The organism is Polynucleobacter sp. MWH-S4W17 (genome assembly GCF_018687535.1).
Classification (GTDB): Bacteria; Pseudomonadota; Gammaproteobacteria; order Burkholderiales; family Burkholderiaceae; genus Polynucleobacter.
The window spans coordinates 781,043-800,163 of the sequence record NZ_CP061295.1; the positions used below are offsets into that span (position 1 = coordinate 781,043).

The following is a 19,121-nucleotide window of genomic DNA, read 5'->3' on the forward strand; positions in this document are numbered from 1 at the left end:
CAGCCCTGAAAAATACCCCTTTAAAGCACGAAAAAGAGGCTTTAAGGTTATCTTAAGGCGGTAGCACACTCTTTTACTAAGTCTGGGCCCCGATAAATCAAGCCGCTATAGAGTTGCACTAAGCTGGCGCCTGCCATGATCTTTTCACGGGCATCTGCGCCACTCATGATGCCGCCTACGCCGATGATAGGTAGTTGATTGCCCAATCTCGCCTTTAAAGCTTTGATGACAATATTAGAAGCATTACGCACGGGCGCACCAGATAAGCCGCCAGCCTCTTCACCAAACTCCATTCCCTTGACCGTATCGCGAGAGATGGTTGTATTGGTAGCAATGACAGCATCAATACCAAACTCAAGCAGGAGATCAGCGATGAGATTAATGTCACCATGATCTAGATCGGGTGCAATTTTCAAGAAGAGTGGTTTGCGTACGCCATAACGATCGCTTAAGCGCTTTCTGGCTTCATCAAGGCTTCCCAATAATTCGCGGAGCATTTCTTCGCCTTGTAAGGCGCGCAGATTTTTGGTGTTCGGTGAAGAAATGTTGACGGTGATATAGGTAGAGATTTCATAAACGGCCTCCATTGCCAGGATGTAATCTCGAGAAGCCTCTTCAATCAGAGTGCTGGCATTCTTGCCAATATTTAAACCAAGTACACCACCACTTTGCCAAAACTGAGAGCGACGTACTCGCGCTACACAGGCATCAACACCATCATTATTAAAGCCCATGCGATTAATAATGCCCTGAGCTTCGGGCAAACGAAACATGCGTGGCTTAGGATTGCCCGGCTGTGGCCGTGGCGTGACTGTGCCGATTTCTAAAAATCCAAATCCTAATGCAGCAAGTGTATCGATATGTTTGCCATCTTTATCTAAGCCTGCAGCTAATCCAACTGGATTGGGAAAATCAATGCCACAGAGTGTTTGTGGATCATTAATGGGCTTGCTAACCAAAAGCTCCAATAAACCCCAGCGCTGCGCACGGTCCATATTACTTAAGGTGAGGTTGTGCGCCTTTTCTGGGTCTATGCAAAACAGCCAAGGGCGGAGGAGGGAGTAACGATCGATCATGGGTAGATATTATGACTCAGGGAGCTCTTGCCAATGCTCGTCAATCAAGCCTTCCATGGGTTGATATTTCACCTTATACGACATCTTGTCGCTTTCCTTGATGTAGTAACCAAGGTAAAGGTAAGGCAAACCCAATATGCGAGCTTGTTCAATTTGCCACAGAATGCTGTAGCTACCATAACTAGCCGCAGAGCTTGTGGTGTCGTAAAAGGTATAAACAGAGGAGATTCCCTTTTCCAGAATATCGATCATGCTCACCATGCGTAATCGACCGGGGTGCGGGTCATGCGGACCATCCCGAAACTCCACAATGCGTGAGTTCACTCGGCTTTGTAATAAAAACTGCATGTATTGATCTTGATCATCGCTATCCATATCACCACCCGCGTGCCGCTCAGTTTGATAACGTTGATAGAGTTGGTAATGTTCCTCTTGGTAACCTAGATTGAGGACGGAGGCCTGAAGATTGGAGTGTTTTTTCTGGGCGCGGCGCTGGCTGCGAGAAGGTGTAAATTGTTTTACCAAAATACGCGTAGAAATACAGGCTTTGCATTCGTCGCAATAGGGTCGATAGGTATACAAACCACTACGTCGAAAGCCTGCGTTGAGTAAATCGTTATACACATCCGCATGAATCAGATGAGATGGCGTAGCCACTTGTGAACGAGCTGTTTTATTGGGAAGGTAGCTACAAGCATAGGGAGCAGTTGCATAGAACTGCAGGGTGGTTAGGGGAAGTTCTTTAAGCCGAGTCATAACCAGTGATGCAAAATTGCTTTGTCAAAAGTCCAGGATTTCTCAATCTTAGTTTGATTTAAGGATATTTGCAGTTGCTCTAAAAAGACCTGCCTGGGTATTGGGGTAGCACCTAAGGACAAAAGGTGAGCTGTTTCTTGCTGGCAATCGATCATCTGGACTTCATTCATCAGACACCATCCACTCAGGGCTGCTAAGGCGATTTTTGATGCATTGGTCTTACGGCTAAACATGGATTCACCAAATACCATTCCTCCAAATGCAACGCAATAGAGTCCGCCAGTAAGCTGGCCATCTTCGATTACGGCAATACTGTGGGCGTTGCCTGCTTCATGAAGCGCGGTGTAGGCATCAATGATTTCATGGGTAATCCAAGTACCATCCTGATCTTTGCGAGTGCTCGTGGCACAGGAGCGTATGACTGCGCCAAAATCGGCATCTACCAATATCTGTGATTGTGCGCTTTGACAAAAGAGTCGAATATTCTTTTGCAAAGATTCACTGCATTTAAAGGCGCTGGGCTTTAACACCATCCTAGGATCAGGCGACCACCAGAGAATAGGTTGGTTATCCGAGTACCAGGGAAAAATACCTTGTTGGTAGGCGCGAGCTAGTTGACCGGGATATATGTGCTCACTGACCGCAATAAGCCCAGGAACACTGGGATCAGGATCCGCCTCAAGCAACGGACTTGGAAAAGGGTCGTTGGGCCCTAGCCAGGCAATCTGACCCATATTAACTCTTTAGATCCTCTCAGAAGGTAAGACGTCACGACTGCGCACATGAAATTCCTTACCAGCCTCTAAGTTGCCAGCAGCGCGGTCTGCAAAAAACCATTCAAGGGTTTGCTTGACAGTCGGAAAGGCCAATTCTTCCCATGGAATCTCATGCTCATGAAAAAGGGCTACTTCAAGACTTTCTTCGCCGGCAGAAAATTCTGAATTAGTCATCGTGGCCAAATAGAACAGGTGTACCTGTTCTGCGTGGGGCACATTCAGTAAAGAATAGAGTGGCCCAATTTCTACTGCAGCGCCAGCTTCTTCAAGAGTCTCGCGCGTAGCTCCGTGGCTTGTGCTTTCACCTAACTCCATAAAGCCCGCAGGTAATGTCCAAAAGCCATGACGAGGTTCAATAGCACGACGACATAAGAGAACTTGCTTGCCGTATACCGGAATACTTCCAACTACGTTGCGAGGATTTTGATAATGAATGCTGCCACACGCTTCACAGACATGACGCTCTCGAGAGTCATCCGCTGGAATCTTAATGGTTAATACAGATGCGCAGTTAGAGCAATACTTCATACTGACTTTCTAAAAATGGGCTTTGATGGCGCCGCGTAATGCATTGCTAAGCATAATCTCATCTGCCATTGAAACATCATTAATAGTCAGGTTGGCTTCGCGGGCATTCATGGATGGATCGGCAAGCAGGGCGGCGCGCATTACCCCGGGTAAAAGGCCAGCGGACACTGGCGGTGTAAGCCATTCAGAGCTACCTTGAGGTTTAACAAAAATGCTAGTTCTCCCGCCCTCAGTGATAAAGCCTTGTTCATTGATAAATAAGGCATCAAATCCACCTAACTTCACGGCTTCTTGCCAAGCTTGGTCATAAAGGGATCGATTGGTAACTTTGTGACGCAGTAAGGGATCCTCAGAGAACATCGTCACATCACCTTGAAGAATATCTTTAGCCCAAAATATTTTGACTGGGTCATTGATTAAATCCATCGCATCAGTTGCAACCAATAACTCACCAGTAGTTGAGAGATCAAGCCTTAATCGGTATAGCAATTTTTTATCAAGCGATGCACAAGCGCCCGAAATCAAATTCCTGGCAGTCTCAAGTTGAAAAGGCATTCTTAAGGCTATTGCGGATAGAGTTAGGCGATTTAAATGGGCATGCAATCTCTGGGGCTCGCCATTCCGAACCGCAATGGTTTCAAATAAGTCTGTAGCGCTTGGAAGACCCATCAGAAAGGCAGATTTAATGCGGCACTCTTGCCATTCTTGGCCTGCATCTGAGTCATTGGTAATTCCAGCGCCAACGCCCAGGGTGAAGGTTGATGCATGAGAGTCGGGATCTTGACTGATTTCTACAGTACGGATTGGAACACTAAAGGCAAAATTACCATTGGGGTCAAGCCAGCCTAAAGCACCACAATAATAGCCGCGATCTTCGGGTTCTAATTCTTGAATAATTTCCATACTGCGTTTTTTTGGGGCCCCTGTAACGGAGCCACATGGAAATACTGCTTTAAAAATATCGAATAGAGCAATATCAGGTTTGATCTGACCCTGCACTGTGGAAGTCATTTGTAACACGTCACCATGTCGTGCCACTTCGAATAGATTGGGGACAATTACAGTGCCTGGAAGAGAGATGCGACTGAGATCATTGCGAAGCAAGTCAACAATCATGACATTCTCAGCTTGATTCTTTGGGTCATCCGATAAGGCGCTCGCAACAGCAGATAGGGCGCTTGCAGTACCTTTCATTGGCATAGCTTTTATCGTGTCGCCATCTCGCGCAATAAATAGTTCAGGCGATTGCGACAGTAAAAAGTTGCCATCATGTTCAATAAAAGCACCAAAGCGCCCGGGCTGGCGATCCCTTAAGCGGTTATATAAGGCGAGTGGAGCGCCATAAGTCTTGCCTGTGATTCGATAGGTGTGGTTAATCTGGTAGCTATCACCACTACGAATATATTCCTGTATTGCTGCAATATCGGCAGTAAATTTCTCCTCGCTCAAGGATTGCTGAACATCCATTACTCCAGCGCTTGCTTGAGTTAGATCTAGCGAAGCCATCCGCTCAGCAATGAAGCTATCGACATCCTGCTTAGACAGTTTTTTGAATTCTCCGAAAGACCAGGCTTCAATGAGGGGGTGGTGATGATCTGAGTGATTGATTCGCTCAGGTAGATGATGAATTTGCCTACCTAACTCGTAAGCAAAGGCAGCAACAATAAATTCGCCCTTAGAAAGCGCGGCAGATATTTCAGTAAAACACTGCTGTGTAGTGGCTAAATCTACCGCATGATCTCCGCTTGGAAGAGCACGCCAGTAGTGCAATGCATTTTCATATTGGCGACTTGTGGGTAAGGTCACGGTGCTTTGCGCATCATCGAGCAAAATCATCGCGGCTTACCTAGCAATTTCTACTTACTTCAGAATCGTGGCAGATTCGATGATGACAGTCTTAGTAGGAACGTCAGACATTCTGCCCATACGTGGGGCTGGAGCAACCATGGTTGGCACTTTGCGAATCGCATCTATGGTTTGAGTGCCAGAGATTACTTTGCCAAACACGGTATAGCCATTGCCCATCGCATTAGGGTAGTCGAGCGCCGCATTGTCTTTCACATTAATAAAGAACTGCGAAGTTGCAGAATCAGGGTCTGAAGTGCGAGCCATCGCAATCGTGTAAACATTATTCTTCAAGCCATTTTGCGCTTCAGAAACTACTGGGGAATCAGTTGGCTTTTGAGCCAAGTCCGGCGTAAAGCCGCCACCTTGAATCATGAAGCCATCAATCACACGATGAAAGATGGTGCCGTTATAGAAACCGCTCTTGACGTAATTCAAAAAGTTAGCAGTGCTCTTGGGTGCTTTCACATCATCTAATTCAACGACGAAGTTACCCATCGTAGTTTTGAATTCAACCTTAGGACCCGCAAATGCTGCTTGACTGGTAAAACAAGAAATAGCAACAACAAGGGCGGCAAATAGCTTACGCATAAGAACTCCTTAAATAAGATAAAAATAGCTTGTATTTGATTGTATTGCCCAAGACCGCTGGATGGTTAAATGATCTCCTAGCCTAGACCGTTAGGAACATTTCCGGCATAAGCATAGGAAGCCTCATCAAACATGCCAGGTCTTGCAAGGTAATCCAGTGTCCAGTCAATAGTGTCAACACCCCAAAAGCAATGTTGATTCACTATCAGGGCGGGGACTCCAAAGGCGCCATCGACTTTTGCTTGATTGGTATTGGCAATCAGTCTCGCCTTCACTTCTGGGTTTTCAGGTTTAAGTGTGTCAGCGGGAAGTCCTAAGTAGCTACAAAATTCTGGCCAAGATAGGTTGGGATCTTTACCTTCCACCCAAACATAATCAAAAGCACGCTCAACCATCACCCAATCGGCATTTTTTTCCACCAAAAGACGTTGGGCGGCAACTGTCATAAAGGGGTGATGCTCTGGAAAGCGAAACGGAATGCCTAACTTCTCCGCCTGCCACACGCAAAATTGATAGGTGTGCGGGCGTTTAGCAGCAACCTCTCCTGGACCTTTGTTCTCAGCTGCCCGCAGGAGGCCGCCGAGCAAAATTGGAACAGGTTTGATAGCCAGTTTGGCTTCAAGGCGTTGCCTTTGTTTAACGTAAAGATAAGCAAACGGCGAAACAATATCGTAATAAAAAGTAGCCACAATCTTTGTACTCATATCACCCTATTTCTTCTTGTGCTCTTCATCAAGCTTATTTAAGAACGCTAGCTTATCTTTGATCTGGGACTCTAGGCCACGCTCCACTGGTTCGTACCAATGCGGCTCCTTCATGCCTTCCGGTAGATAAGTTTCACCAGCGGCATAGCCATGCGGCTCATCATGGGCATAGCGATATTCTTTTCCATGCCCAAGCTCTTTCATCAATTTGGTAGGTGCATTGCGCAGATGATTCGGAACGGGTTTGGATTGATCGTTTGCTACATAAGCGCGAGCAGCATTAAAAGCGTTGTAGCTTGCATTGCTCTTTGAGGCTACAGCCAGATAAACCACGGCTTGCCCAAGAGCCAACTCACCCTCAGGGGATCCTAGTCTTTCATAGGTCTGGGCCGCATCGTTAGCTAATTGCATTGCTCTTGGATCTGCCAGACCAATATCTTCCCAAGCCATCCTAATAATACGTCTGGCTAAGTAACGGGGATCGGCGCCGCCATCTAGCATGCGGCAAAACCAATATAAGGCCGCATCAGGGTTGGATCCGCGAACGGATTTGTGTAGAGCAGAGATTTGGTCGTAAAAGTGATCACCACCTTTATCAAAACGCCGCGCTTGAGCACTCAGTGCGTTCTCTATAAATTTCTGATCAACGATTTTTACTTCCGCATTTGGTGTGAGGACCGCATTGCGTACTTGTTCAGCTAAATTGAGAAGGCGTCGCGCATCACCATCAGCATTGGAGATGAGGGTATCGATTGCTGTTGATTCAAATTGCACATCGGGCATCGCGTGCTGATGAGCTCGATCAAAGAGTAATTTCAACTCCTCGGGAGTGAGTGATTTCAAGACATAGACCTGAGCACGCGACAGGAGTGCGGAGTTCACCTCAAAGGATGGGTTCTCGGTAGTGGCGCCAATAAAGGTGAACAAACCTGACTCCACATGGGGTAGCAGGGCATCTTGCTGGCTTTTGTTAAAGCGATGAATCTCGTCAACAAATAAAATGGTTTGCTTGCCGTACTGAGCCATATTTTGTTGGGCTTGCTCAATGGCTTCACGGATTTCTTTAACGCCAGCTAAGACTGCTGAGATTGCAATGAATTCGCGATCAAATGCCTTAGCGGAGAGACGTGCCAGCGTAGTCTTACCAACGCCTGGAGGTCCCCACAAAATCATCGAGTGAGGTTTGCCGGAGGCAAATGCTAGATTGAGTGGTTTACCACTTGCTAATAAATGGCCTTGTCCAATGACTTCTTCAATCGTTTTTGGACGCAGTGCTTCTGCTAGAGGTGGAGGCGGTGCGCTATCAAAAAGACTGCTCATTGATCATGCTTGAATAAAGAGAATAACTAAGGATGCCCAGGTTAGACAGGCTGCTGCAACATAGGTCAAGCGATTGCGCATTGTTATAAATGCAGAGCGGGTAGCTTCATCGGCAAAATAATATTGATAGGTATTTTGATCAATATTGCGCTGAATGATCAGAGTAGAAGCCAAAATAAGTAGGCCTACTGGAATATAAATATGAAGCGCTAACCAAGCAACCAAAGCGGGGATAACGCCCCAGATCCATGCATTTCGGTCTTCCCAGCGGTCACCGGCAGGTGCTTTTCCCAGAAGATGTAAATTGGCACCCCAATGCAAAGCTCCCATAAACGAAGTAATCACAGCCCCATAACCCGCTAAAGACTCGGCGCTTAAATAATTCACGGGTGTTGGCGCTAATTGCACCATGAGAGCTAGCCCAATAAATGGAATAAGACCGGCATAGCCAAGTTTTCGAACTAAGGGTGGGATGGGGTTCACGATGGAGGTATCTAGGTTAAGGAGTTGTAAGTGAAATTATTTATCGTAGGTGTATACACCGCGACCTGTTTTGCGACCGAGGTATCCAGCAGCAACCATTTCACGAAGCAGTGGGCAAGGGCGGTATTTAGAGTCGCTGAAGTTTTCAAAATAGACTTCCATCACTGCCAAGCAAGTATCAAGACCAATGAGGTCTGCTAAGGCTAGCGGTCCAATCGGTTGATTGCAACCCAACTTCATTCCTGCATCAATATCTTCTGGGCTAGCAAGACCTTCCGATAAAACAAAGAAGGCTTCATTGATCATTGGTAGCAAAATGCGATTCACTACAAAGCCAGGGGAGTTTTTAACAGTAATAGGCTCTTTGCCAACGCGCTGAGCCATGTCAATAATGGCGGCATGAGTAGCATCACTAGTTTGCAAGCCGCGAATCACTTCCACCAGGGCCATCAGGGGCGGGGGGTTGAAGAAGTGCATGCCAATAAAGCGCGCAGGGTTGGAGTCAAGGGCTGCAAGTTTAGTAATAGATAGCGAGGAGGTATTAGTGGCAATGATGGTGTCTTTGCTCACAATCTCATCTACCTGCTTAAGAATCTTTTCTTTAATTGCTTGGTTTTCGGTTGCAGCTTCAATAACTAAACCCAAACCTTTGAGGTCAGTATACGAAGTACTGCCTTTGATGCGCTTGAGTGCAGCTGCTTTTGCGTCAACGGTAAGCGTTTCTTTTTTAACGAGTCGATCCAAGCTCTTGCTAATTTGCTCAAGTCCACGTTGCACTGCTGCCTCATTAATATCAACCATCACGACATCAAGGCCCGCAACCGCACACACTTGTGCAATCCCATTGCCCATAGTGCCCGCACCAATGACGCCTACTGATTGAATGCTCATCTTATTTCCTCTTTTGATATTGGGTAGAACCAAATAACGTCTCTCTAGCCTTGTCGTCATGCAAGGGTTTCCGCAATGCAGTTAATACTTGGCAGCCACGCATCACTGCTGGTCGTGCCCCAATCTTTTCAAACCATTTTTTAAAATGCGGGTAATCATTGATTTCAATGCCTTGATTTTTCCAATTACGAGTCCATGGATAAATCGCAATATCAGCAATGGAATAAGTTTTGCCTGCAATATAGGGATTATCTTTCAGTTGACCATCCAATACTCCATAGATGCGCTTGGCTTCATTGGTGTAACGATTAATGGCATATTCAATTTTCTCAGGTGCGTAGAGCCTGAAGTGGTGGTTTTGCCCAAGCATGGGGCCAAGACCACCCATTTGGAACATCAGCCATTGCAGCACCTTGTACTTACCGCGGGTGCTTTGGGGTAAGTACTTGCCAGTCTTACCGGCTAAATAGAGAAGAATGGCGCCAGACTCAAATACGTTGATGGGTTTGCCGTCTGGACCATTAGGGTCAACGATTGCTGGAATCTTGTTGTTAGGGCTGATCTTGAGGAACTCAGGCGCAAATTGATCGCCGGCACCAATATCAATCGGATGGGCAATCCAGTCGCGACCTAGGCGGTAGCCGCATTCTTCGAGCATGATGTGCACCTTATGGCCATTTGGGGTTGGCCAGCTATAAACGTCAATTACGTTATTTGATTTTGGGGTTGCCATTTTTTCCTCTATAAATTTTGTAAGCGTTGTAACGCATTGGCGAGAGTTTGCTCTTGCTTTGCAAAACAAAAACGAATGACGCCAGACTCGGTCGGTTGATCATAAAAAGCAGAAACTGGAATAGCAGCTACCCCAACTTTACTAGTAAGCCATTTGCAAAAATCAGCCTCATTCAATTTGGCCTGGGGGATTCCTAGTGCCGAGTAATCAGCGCATTGAAAATAACTACCGGGGCTAGGAAGCAATGTAAATTTGGTTTTACTTAAGCCAGTCCTAAAAAAATCTCGCTTAGCTTGATAAAAGGCCGGAAGATTTAAATAATGGTTTTCATCTGTAAGATAAGTAGCTAAGCCATATTGCATGGGGGTATTGACGGCAAATACATTGAACTGATGTACCTTGCGAAATTCTTTTGTCAGCGCAGATGGCGCAGCTACATAACCCACTTTCCAACCAGTGACGTGATAGGTCTTGCCAAAGCTAGAAACTAGAAAGCTCCTAGCTGCTAACTCTGGATGAGAGGAGATGCTGTGGTGCTTGGCGCCGTCATAGACCATATGCTCATAGACTTCGTCACTCAGAATCAAGGCGGAAGTATCGCGAACTAAGGCTGCTAGGTGATCAAGATCTGATTTATCCCACACCATGCCAGTTGGATTATGTGGAGTGTTAATCAGAATGAGTCGCGTTTTAGGATTAATAGCATTTGCCAATACATCCCACGGAATTTGATACGAAGCCACTTGTCCTGATTCATCACGTACGACCTGCAATGAAATGGCAATCGTTTTGCCCCCAGCTAAATCTATTGCAGGTCGGTAGCAGTCAAAGGCGGGTTCAATGATGATGACTTCATCGCCAGGACCAACGCAAGAGAGTACGGCTGTAAATATGGCCTGTGTGCCACCTGCGGTAATTGTGATTTCAGTATCAGCGTCGTAGTGGTGACTATATAAACGGCTGATCTTATGGCTAATGCCATGACGAAGTTCTGCAACTCCAGCCATAGGGGGGTATTGATTGTGATCTGCCAACATGGCGGCATTCACATCAGCAATCAGTTTTCTGTCGCATGGAAAGTCCGGAAAGCCTTGCCCAAGATTAATCGCCTGATGCTCTGCGGCCAGGGAGGACATCACCGTAAAGATGGTGGTTCCAACTTTTGGTAGGCGACTTAGAAAAGAGGGTGTCTCTAGCGAGTTCATGAGGGCAGGGGTAATGATCGGCCTTTTACAGCGGATATATTCGGTAGTCGCTAGAATGGTAAAAATACATAAACAAATTGTGCCATGCTGATCGTTCTTTCACCTGCTAAATCCTTGGATTACAAGACCCCCGCCAAGGTCAAGTCACCCACTTTGCCCGAGTTTGTCTCGGAATCAGCCAAGCTTATTGCTGATCTCAAGAAACTAGCACCGCAAGACATTGCCAAATTGATGGGTTTATCCGATCAGTTGGCTATTTTGAACGTTGGTCGCTACCGGGATTGGTCTAAAAAATTCACAGAAGAAAATAGTAAGCCGGCGATTTATGCCTTTGCTGGGGATGTCTATGATGGTTTTGACGTTAAAACGCTGAATGCCAAAGCGGTAGAGTTTGCCCAAGATCACATCCGAATTTTGTCCGGCCTTTATGGCGCGCTGAAGCCTCTGGATTTGATGCAGCCTTATCGCTTAGAAATGGGCACCTCATTCAAAAACGCCAGAGGTAAGGATCTTTATGCATTCTGGGGGAGTCGCGTAACCGATTCCATCAAAAAGGTTTTAGAAAAGCAAAAGAAGCCAGTACTACTGAACCTGGCTTCAGAGGAGTATTTCAAGGTACTCCAACCTAAAGAATTGGATTGCCAGGTCATTTCCCCGGTATTTCAGGACGCCAAGGATGGTAAGTACAAGATCATTTCTTTTTATGCCAAGCGAGCTCGAGGCTTGATGGCTCGCTATGTGGTTGAGAATCGCATTACTGATCCCGCTGATTTAAAGGGCTTTAATTTGGATGGCTACAAGTACTATGCCGCTGAATCAAAAGTAGATAAGCCTGTATTTAGAAGGGCAGAAAGAAAATAATGGCCGTGCATCGCACTAAAGCATCGCAACGGAATTCTCCAGAAGTGGAGAAGATGGTGGCTGACGCTATTTCTTTGGCCGCATCTGGCAGTCAAATCGAGGATCGCTTCTGGGAAGAGCGCCTGAACGTACGCTTAATGCGCTTGCTCAAAAGTCAAAATCAAAACGTGATTGATGCCGCCCTAGATCAAACCTTCCGTATCAATACAGTAGCCTTTGAAGTACTTGCCGACATTGCAGAAACCTTGGCTGAGTCATTGAGGGTTGAGCATGAAGGGCAGGAGTGGGATGTATTGTTACTAGCAATGCCTATCGTTGCGCATACTCGTTATCAGATTCCATCCGGGCCATTACCTGTCAATATTATTGAGTCAACTGCTCAGGCCCTACATAGCGCTATTGCCTCAACTGACACGCGCATTGCTATTGTTCCTTGGCTTTACAGCATTGATCAAATGCCGCATTCCCATTGTCAAACGCGCGTGCTGACAGAAGCATTGGCAACCGCGGCAATCTCCGGAAAAGATGTCAAGCTTGAGTTGCGTAACATGTCGGAAACGATTGCCGTATTAGCGGATCCACGCTTTATTATTGCCGCCTTAAGTGCGCCGAGCGGCTCTCCCATTTTCCGCTGGCAGGCAGAACCACCGGCTCGCCAAGAGCGTGGCGTGAGTTTGATTGGTTGGCAAACTGCTATGCAGGAGCCGATAGCATCTCTACTCCCTGGTTGTGAATTTGAGCTGCTCTTACCGGAGGCTTATTTCACAAACTGCCGTTTGGCTGATAAGCACGTGCGACCTTTGAGTATTCGTGCAGCAGTCAATTTCTTAGAGAGCACTCTCGGGATATTGCCTACTGGCTTATCGTGTGTGGTCGGCGCCTTTGGAGAAGAGCAGGCGGATGAGTATCGAATATCGTTCAGTGTAAAAGGTTCATCCGAAGTAATGTATGGAGTGATCTGGCCTCTGTATGACAGAGAAAGCGTGGCAAGCGACGCCTTAAACGACCTGTCAGATGATGAGAGTCCCATTAAAAAGATTTGTGATGCCTTGCATGATGCAGGAGTGGAGGATGTATTCCGACATGCAATGCTATTCGATCCAGAACTCTGTGATGACTGTGGAGCACCTTTATTCCCAGATCGCTCAGGCGAAGCAGTACATGCTGAAATGCCAGACGATGCACCATCACAGCAACCTTTGTTTCACTAGATTAAACAAAGAGGCAAAACAAAGAAGCAAAAGAAAAATATATCAATGAAATAATAGAAACACTAAGCAATAAAAAAGCCGAGAAATCTCGGCTTTTTTATTTGATGCAGTGCGAGAAATTAATTCTGCACAAAAGGTTCTGCGCCAGCAAACAAGTGTGGCAACTTACCAGATCTCATATCTGCTGTTTGGCAGAAATCGGCAAGACGTACACCCGCTTTAATGTTAAATAGCATTGCTTTGTTCCCCAATACCACTAGGTCGTAACCTGAATTGGTATTTTTGTAACGCAGGCTGCCCGGCAATGAAGTTTGGCGATCCAAATCATACGTTTTGGATTCCCAAGTTAAGCGGATCTTTTCAGTTGAGCCAGTAGTTTTGAATTGCTTGCTTTCTTGACAGGTCCAAGTAAATACTTCTTCATCAGCAAATGCATTTGCAGCGCCTAAAGCGCTAGCAAGCACAAGGCTAATTGCGAGAAGGTTTTTCTTCATCTAGTTTTCCTTATGAGAGCAAGTGCTTAACGCCAGCCTGCTCTTCGAGTAACTCATTCAAGGTGTGGGTCATGCGCTCACGGGAGAATGCATCGATCTCTAAACCTTCGATCATTTTGTATTCGCCGTTTTCGCAAACCACTGGGAAGCCATAAATCACTTCAGCAGGAATGTCGTATTCGCCTTTAGAAGGAATACCCATCGTTACCCACTTACCGTTAGTACCGAGAACCCAATCATGAATGTGATCAATCGCCGCATTGGCTGCAGAAGCTGCAGAAGACAGGCCACGCGCTTCAATGATGGCTGCGCCACGCTTACCAACCGTAGGAATAAATACATCTTTGTTCCAAGCTGCATCGTTGATAGAGTCTTTGACTGACTTGCCATCGATCGTTGCAAAGCGATAGTCTGGATACATTGTTGGGCTGTGGTTGCCCCATACAACTAATTTCTCAATATCAGCTACTGGCTTGTTCAACTTGCTAGCCAATTGTGAGAGGGCACGGTTGTGATCCAAGCGCAACATGGCTGTGAAATTCTTGGCAGGAATATCTGGAGCAGATTTCATGGCGATGTACGCATTGGTATTTGCTGGGTTACCAACAACCAACACTTTTACAGTCTTCTTAGCAACTGCATTTAATGCTTTGCCTTGAGCTGTGAAAATTTGTGCATTAGCGGAGAGCAAGTCTTTACGCTCCATGCCAGGGCCACGTGGGCGTGCGCCAACCAAAAGAGCAACGTCGATATCTTTAAAGGCAGTCATTGGGTCAGAGTGGGCTGTCATGCCTGCCAATAGCGGGAATGCACAGTCTTCTAACTCCATCATCACGCCAGTTAAGGCTTTTTGAGCTTTTTCATCAGGAATCTCAAGCAATTGCAGGATGACGGGCTGATCTTTGCCCAGCAGGTCGCCATTGGCGATGCGGAATAGAAGGGAATATCCGATTTGACCGGCTGCACCGGTTACAGCGACACGCATTGGGGCTTTTGCCATTACTGAGAACTCCAGAAGTTGGTTAAGAGGGTTAATTAATGAAAACTTTTCTATTATCCATTCAAGTGTAGGGACTTTAGCTTTACACTGTCAATGATGTCTTATATAAGACTAGAATTACTTTGAATTTTATCCAATTGACACGGCCTGGAGTTAATTTGTCTGATGTAAATTTGCCTGTTGCCTCATTTAGCCCTCTGTACGAACAGATCAAGGCGATGATTTTGGCTAGTTTGCAAGCCTCGGAATGGCTGCCAGGAATGGCCATTCCCAGTGAGATGGAGCTTGCAGCCCGTTATGCCGTCAGTCAGGGTACCGTTCGCAAGGCTATTGACGAGCTTGCGGCCCAAAATCTATTAGTTCGACGGCAGGGTAAGGGCACCTTTGTCGCGACCCATCAAGAGGATGATTGGCAGTACCGTTTTTTACGTTTAGCCCCGGATTCTGGTGAGAAATTTCACCTGACCAACCAGTTTTTGACCTGTGAAAAGGTCGAGGCTACGACTTATGTGGCTAATTTGCTCAAATTAAAGGCAGGGGACCCCATTATTCATATTGATCGGGTTCAGAGCTTTGCAGGCAAACCTATTGTTTTTGAAGAGATTTTTCTGCCTGGAGCCCGTTTTAAGGGTCTGGACCTTGAAGTGCTTAATGCTTGGCATGGTCCCGTCTACGCATTTTATGAGGGGCATTACGCCACCCATATGGTGCGTGCAGAAGAAAAAATTAAGGCTGTAGCTGCTGATGAAATGCTGGCAAAACATCTGCATCTGGAAGAGGGTGCGCCACTCCTTTCTGTAGAACGGGTGGCTTTCACCTACGGGAATAAACCAGTAGAAATTCGTCACGCTAGATACGACACTTCAAAGCAGCATTACGAAAACAAATTGAACTAAGCGCGTTGATGAACATATCCGTTAAAACCCCTATTAAACCCCTATAAACCCGTAAAAATCCCCACCAGCCCTAAGGTTTCCAATAGAATATGTTGCGATACAACAAAACCACAATGAACCTCCACCTAAAGATAGAGATTACCCATGGTTGATTCACAGCAAAATGTAAAAAAAGATAGACCGGTTTACCGAAATATTGGTCTTGCCCAGTTGATTAAATACCGCCTTCCTTGGGCCGGTAAAGTGTCAATTCTTCATCGCATTAGCGGGGCAGCGATGTTCCTCTTGTTGCCATTTATTTTGTATCTCTTCGACCAGAGCCTCGCTTCTGAGTTGAGTTATCAAAAATTCCAAGCTTTCACCGGCAACATTTTGGTCAAGATTATTTGCCTTGGCTTGATTTGGTCTTTCTTGCACCACTTCTGTGCTGGTATTCGCTATCTCTTACTTGACTTAGAAATCGGCGTTGAGAAGTCTGAAGCAAATCGTTCGGCCATTTTTGTTTTGTTCCTCGGCTTGGCTTTGACTGCTGTAGTGGGTCTCAAATTATTCGGCGTGTACTAAGCGCACATCATTTAAGGAAATTTCATGCCTATTTATCAAATTGGACCAAAGCGCTTAGTTGTAGGTGCGCACTACGGCCTTAAAGAATGGATCATCCAGCGCGTTACTGCGATAGTGATGGTGGTATTTACGATTGTTTTGTTAGTGGACTATTGCATCACTGGCAGCGCTACTTATGAAGGTTGGTCTGCTTTATTTAGCAACCAATTCATGAAGTTATTGACGCTCTTAGCATTTATCAGCTTGTTCTACCACGCTTGGATTGGTATCCGCGATATCTGGATGGATTACATCAAGCCCGTCAGCATTCGTTTAACACTTCAAGTGTTAACTGTTCTGTATCTCGTAGCCTGTGCGGCCTATGCCGTGCAAATTTTGTGGAAAGTGTAATTCGATGACTGCAATTAAAAAATCATTGCCACGCCGCCGTTTTGATGCGGTGATTATTGGGGCAGGTGGTTCTGGAATGCGCGCATCATTGCAGTTGGCTGAAGCCGGCTTGAATGTTGCAGTACTTACTAAGGTATTCCCAACACGTTCACATACTGTTGCTGCACAAGGTGGTATCGGTGCTTCATTAGGCAATATGAGTGAAGATAATTGGCACTATCACTTCTACGACACCATCAAAGGATCTGACTGGTTAGGTGACCAAGACGTGATCGAGTTCATGTGTCGCGAAGCTCCTAAAGTGGTTTACGAGTTAGAGCACTTTGGTATGCCGTTTGACCGTAATCCAGATGGCACGATTTATCAGCGTCCATTCGGTGGCCACACAGCAAACTATGGCGAGAAGCCTGTGCAACGTGCTTGTGCTGCTGCTGACCGCACTGGGCATGCCATGCTGCATACCTTGTATCAACGTAACGTGCGCGCTAAAACAAACTTCTTTGTAGAGTGGTTGGCGCTCGATTTAATTCGTGATGATGCAGGTGATGTTGTTGGCGTTACTGCACTCGAAATGGAAACGGGCCAGGTCTATATTTTGGAAGCCAAGATTGTGATGTTGGCAACCGGTGGTGCAGGACGTATTTGGGATGCATCGACAAACGCGTTTATTAATACCGGCGACGGTATGGGCCTTGCCGCTCGCGCAGGTATTCCATTGGAAGATATGGAATTCTGGCAATTCCACCCAACTGGCGTAGCTGGTGCAGGTGTGTTGTTGACAGAAGGTTGCCGCGGTGAAGGCGGTATTTTGCGTAATAAAGATGGCGAGCGTTTCATGGAACGTTATGCGCCAACCTATAAAGATTTAGCTCCACGCGATTTCGTATCCCGCTGTATGGACCAAGAAATCAAAGAAGGGCGCGGTTGCGGTCCTAACGGTGACTATGTTGTGCTCGATCTGACGCACATTGGTGCTGAGACCATCATGAAGCGTTTGCCTTCTGTATATGAGATTGGTATTAACTTTGCGAACGTGGATGTCACTAAAGAACCAATTCCAGTAGTACCTACGATTCATTATCAGATGGGCGGCATTCCTACTAACATCAATGGTCAAGTGGTTGTGCCGGCTAACGGCATTCACAATGAAATCGTCAATGGTTTGTATGCAATTGGTGAGTGTTCATGTGTATCCGTTCACGGTGCGAACCGCTTAGGCACTAACTCATTGCTTGACCTCTTGGTATTCGGTCGTGCAGCCGGCAACCACATTGTTGGCCTAGATCTGAAAAATCGCGAGTTCAAGCCGTTGCCTGCGAATGCTGGTGAGCAAACATTGGAGCGTATTGCGAAGTTGGATAACTCCACTTCAGGCGAGTACGCGCAAGACGTTGCAAACGATATTCGTAAGTGCATGCAGAAATATGCTGGCGTGTTCCGTAATCAAGAGTTGATGGATGAAGGTGTTCGTCAAATGGCTAAATTGACAGAGCGCGCTAAGCACTTATGGGTTAAAGACAAATCCGAGATTTTCAATACAGCACGTATTGAGGCTTTGGAAGTGGCCAACTTAGTTGAGACTGCAAATGCAACTATGATTTCTGCTGCAGCTCGTAAAGAGAGTCGTGGTGCGCATTCGCATGATGACCATCAAGAGCGCGATGATGAGAATTGGATGAAGCACACCCTTTGGTACAGCGAGGCAAATAAACTTTCTTACAAGCCAGTTGTCTTGAAGCCTCTCACTGTTGAGTCCTTCCCTCCTAAAGAACGTACTTTCTAAGCAAAAGAGATAGAAGATGAGTGATATCCGTATATTCGAAATTTACCGCTACGATCCAGATGTTGATGCTGCTCCACGCATGCAACGTTATGAGTTGGAACTCACTGGTGAGCGTATGTTGTTAGATGCCTTGATTTCTTTGAAGAAGCAAGATGAGTCTATTTCTTATCGTCGCTCATGCCGTGAAGGGGTGTGCGGTTCAGATGCTATGAACATTAACGGTAAAAATGGTTTGGCTTGTTTGACCAATATGTTGACTTTACCTAAGGTCATCACGTTGCGCCCATTGCCTGGCTTGCCAGTAGTGCGCGACTTGATCGTCGACATGACTTTGTTCTTCAAACAGTATTTGTCAATCAAGCCTTACTTGGTAAATGACAATCCACCTCCTGAAAAAGAGCGTCTCCAGAGCCCAGAAGAGCGTGAAGAGTTGAACGGTTTATATGAGTGCATCTTGTGTGCGTCATGCTCAACTTCATGCCCATCTTTCTGGTGGAATCCAGACAAGTTCGTTGGCCCAGCTGGTTTACTGCAGGCTTATCGCTTTATAGCTGATAGCCGTGATGAAGATACCAATCAGCGTTTGGATAATTTGGAAGACCCATACCGCCTGTTCCGTTGCCACACCATCATGAATTGCGTAGACGTATGTCCTAAGCACTTGAACCCAACGAAGGCAATTGGCAAGATCAAGGAGTTGATGGTTCGTAGGGCAGTATGACCCTCGGCAATGCAGAGTTATATCGTTTAAAGAGTGATGCTCGTAGGGGCTTGCTAGAGAACGATTTAATTCTGCAGCGTTTCTTTGAGCGTTACGGTACTCAATTAAGCGTAGAAGATGGAAAGGTATTAAGCCAGTTATTAGCTTTAGATGACAACGACTTAATGGATTTATTGATAGGTCGCAAAGATTCTGTAGCCAGCCTGGAGAAAGAGATGCAAACAGACTCTTTTAGGATGGTTTTACAAAGGCTGAGAGAGAAGTAATTCAGTATTTTGGTGCAGTAGTTGTAT

22 protein-coding genes are annotated in these 19,121 nt (G+C 46.1%); 8 read left to right on the forward strand and 14 right to left on the reverse strand.

Annotated features, from left to right (window positions below; translation table 11 throughout):
* Nucleotides 1–47: 47 nt before the first annotated feature.
* From C2755_RS04070 to C2755_RS04125, 12 genes are all read right to left on the reverse strand, one after another.
* Nucleotides 48–1,076 (reverse strand): quinone-dependent dihydroorotate dehydrogenase, encoded by a 1,029-nt coding sequence (locus tag C2755_RS04070; protein ID WP_215321884.1) that lies wholly within the window; start codon nucleotides 1,074–1,076, stop codon nucleotides 48–50.
* A 9-nt stretch (nucleotides 1,077–1,085) separates the two neighbouring features.
* Nucleotides 1,086–1,832 (reverse strand): arginyltransferase, encoded by a 747-nt coding sequence (locus C2755_RS04075; RefSeq protein ID WP_215321885.1) that lies wholly within the window; start codon nucleotides 1,830–1,832, stop codon nucleotides 1,086–1,088.
* The gene (gene aat, locus C2755_RS04080) at nucleotides 1,829–2,566 is read right to left on the reverse strand and encodes a leucyl/phenylalanyl-tRNA--protein transferase (protein ID WP_215321886.1); all 738 of its coding nucleotides are present in this window, start codon (nucleotides 2,564–2,566) and stop codon (nucleotides 1,829–1,831) included. The genes C2755_RS04075 and aat overlap by 4 nt, the downstream gene beginning before the upstream one ends.
* A 9-nt stretch (nucleotides 2,567–2,575) precedes the next feature.
* The gene (locus C2755_RS04085; RefSeq protein WP_215321887.1) at nucleotides 2,576–3,136 is read right to left on the reverse strand and encodes an NUDIX hydrolase; all 561 of its coding nucleotides are present in this window, start codon (nucleotides 3,134–3,136) and stop codon (nucleotides 2,576–2,578) included.
* 9 nt (nucleotides 3,137–3,145) lie between these two features.
* The gene (locus tag C2755_RS04090) at nucleotides 3,146–4,972 is read right to left on the reverse strand and encodes a bifunctional chorismate-binding protein/class IV aminotransferase (RefSeq protein WP_215321888.1); all 1,827 of its coding nucleotides are present in this window, start codon (nucleotides 4,970–4,972) and stop codon (nucleotides 3,146–3,148) included.
* A gap of 24 nt (nucleotides 4,973–4,996) precedes the next feature.
* Nucleotides 4,997–5,572, reverse strand: coding sequence for a peptidylprolyl isomerase (locus C2755_RS04095; protein ID WP_215321889.1), 576 nt, complete (start codon nucleotides 5,570–5,572; stop codon nucleotides 4,997–4,999).
* A gap of 77 nt (nucleotides 5,573–5,649) precedes the next feature.
* Nucleotides 5,650–6,276: a 2-hydroxychromene-2-carboxylate isomerase gene (locus C2755_RS04100; protein ID WP_215321890.1), complete on the reverse strand. Its 627-nt coding sequence runs from the start codon at nucleotides 6,274–6,276 to the stop codon at nucleotides 5,650–5,652.
* A gap of 6 nt (nucleotides 6,277–6,282) precedes the next feature.
* Nucleotides 6,283–7,596, reverse strand: coding sequence for a replication-associated recombination protein A (locus tag C2755_RS04105; RefSeq protein ID WP_215321891.1), 1,314 nt, complete (start codon nucleotides 7,594–7,596; stop codon nucleotides 6,283–6,285).
* Between the two features lie 3 nt (nucleotides 7,597–7,599).
* The gene (locus C2755_RS04110) at nucleotides 7,600–8,079 is read right to left on the reverse strand and encodes a DUF3429 domain-containing protein (RefSeq protein ID WP_251368539.1); all 480 of its coding nucleotides are present in this window, start codon (nucleotides 8,077–8,079) and stop codon (nucleotides 7,600–7,602) included.
* A 36-nt stretch (nucleotides 8,080–8,115) separates the two neighbouring features.
* Complete coding sequence (locus C2755_RS04115; protein ID WP_215321892.1) at nucleotides 8,116–8,970, reverse strand: 3-hydroxybutyryl-CoA dehydrogenase; 855 nt, start codon at nucleotides 8,968–8,970, stop codon at nucleotides 8,116–8,118.
* 1 nt (nucleotide 8,971) lies between these two features.
* Complete coding sequence (locus C2755_RS04120; protein ID WP_215321893.1) at nucleotides 8,972–9,703, reverse strand: glutathione binding-like protein; 732 nt, start codon at nucleotides 9,701–9,703, stop codon at nucleotides 8,972–8,974.
* Between the two features lie 8 nt (nucleotides 9,704–9,711).
* A complete protein-coding gene (locus C2755_RS04125; RefSeq protein WP_215321894.1) occupies nucleotides 9,712–10,908 on the reverse strand; it encodes a pyridoxal phosphate-dependent aminotransferase in 1,197 nt (398 codons plus the stop codon).
* Nucleotides 10,909–10,992: 84 nt separating this feature from the next.
* Between C2755_RS04125 and yaaA the strand changes: the two genes are divergently transcribed.
* Both yaaA and C2755_RS04135 read left to right on the forward strand, forming a co-directional pair.
* Entirely contained in the window at nucleotides 10,993–11,769 is a 777-nt protein-coding gene (gene yaaA, locus C2755_RS04130) for a peroxide stress protein YaaA (RefSeq protein ID WP_215321895.1), read from the forward strand.
* Entirely contained in the window at nucleotides 11,769–12,980 is a 1,212-nt protein-coding gene (locus C2755_RS04135; protein WP_215321896.1) for a DUF2863 family protein, read from the forward strand. The genes yaaA and C2755_RS04135 overlap by 1 nt, the downstream gene beginning before the upstream one ends.
* 119 nt (nucleotides 12,981–13,099) lie before the next feature.
* Here the strand turns inward: C2755_RS04135 and C2755_RS04140 are convergent, their stop codons facing one another.
* A complete protein-coding gene (locus C2755_RS04140) occupies nucleotides 13,100–13,474 on the reverse strand; it encodes a hypothetical protein (protein WP_215321897.1) in 375 nt (124 codons plus the stop codon).
* A 10-nt stretch (nucleotides 13,475–13,484) separates the two neighbouring features.
* Nucleotides 13,485–14,474: a malate dehydrogenase gene (locus tag C2755_RS04145; RefSeq protein ID WP_215321898.1), complete on the reverse strand. Its 990-nt coding sequence runs from the start codon at nucleotides 14,472–14,474 to the stop codon at nucleotides 13,485–13,487.
* Nucleotides 14,475–14,632: 158 nt separating this feature from the next.
* Between C2755_RS04145 and C2755_RS04150 the strand changes: the two genes are divergently transcribed.
* The 6 genes from C2755_RS04150 to C2755_RS04175 all read left to right on the forward strand — a co-directional run bounded on the left by C2755_RS04150 (nucleotide 14,633) and on the right by C2755_RS04175 (nucleotide 19,094).
* Entirely contained in the window at nucleotides 14,633–15,370 is a 738-nt protein-coding gene (locus tag C2755_RS04150; protein WP_215321899.1) for a GntR family transcriptional regulator, read from the forward strand.
* A 144-nt stretch (nucleotides 15,371–15,514) separates the two neighbouring features.
* Nucleotides 15,515–15,934: a succinate dehydrogenase, cytochrome b556 subunit gene (gene sdhC / locus C2755_RS04155; protein WP_215321900.1), complete on the forward strand. Its 420-nt coding sequence runs from the start codon at nucleotides 15,515–15,517 to the stop codon at nucleotides 15,932–15,934.
* Between the two features lie 24 nt (nucleotides 15,935–15,958).
* The gene (sdhD, locus tag C2755_RS04160) at nucleotides 15,959–16,324 is read left to right on the forward strand and encodes a succinate dehydrogenase, hydrophobic membrane anchor protein (RefSeq protein WP_072582237.1); all 366 of its coding nucleotides are present in this window, start codon (nucleotides 15,959–15,961) and stop codon (nucleotides 16,322–16,324) included.
* 4 nt (nucleotides 16,325–16,328) lie between these two features.
* Nucleotides 16,329–18,107 (forward strand): succinate dehydrogenase flavoprotein subunit, encoded by a 1,779-nt coding sequence (gene sdhA, locus C2755_RS04165; protein WP_215321901.1) that lies wholly within the window; start codon nucleotides 16,329–16,331, stop codon nucleotides 18,105–18,107.
* A 16-nt stretch (nucleotides 18,108–18,123) separates the two neighbouring features.
* On the forward strand, nucleotides 18,124–18,828 hold the full coding sequence (locus C2755_RS04170) for a succinate dehydrogenase iron-sulfur subunit (protein ID WP_072582239.1): 705 nt from the start codon (nucleotides 18,124–18,126) through the stop codon (nucleotides 18,826–18,828).
* The gene (locus tag C2755_RS04175; protein WP_215321902.1) at nucleotides 18,825–19,094 is read left to right on the forward strand and encodes a succinate dehydrogenase assembly factor 2; all 270 of its coding nucleotides are present in this window, start codon (nucleotides 18,825–18,827) and stop codon (nucleotides 19,092–19,094) included. Before C2755_RS04170 ends, C2755_RS04175 begins: the two co-directional genes overlap by 4 nt.
* The last annotated feature ends 27 nt before the right edge of the window (nucleotides 19,095–19,121 follow it).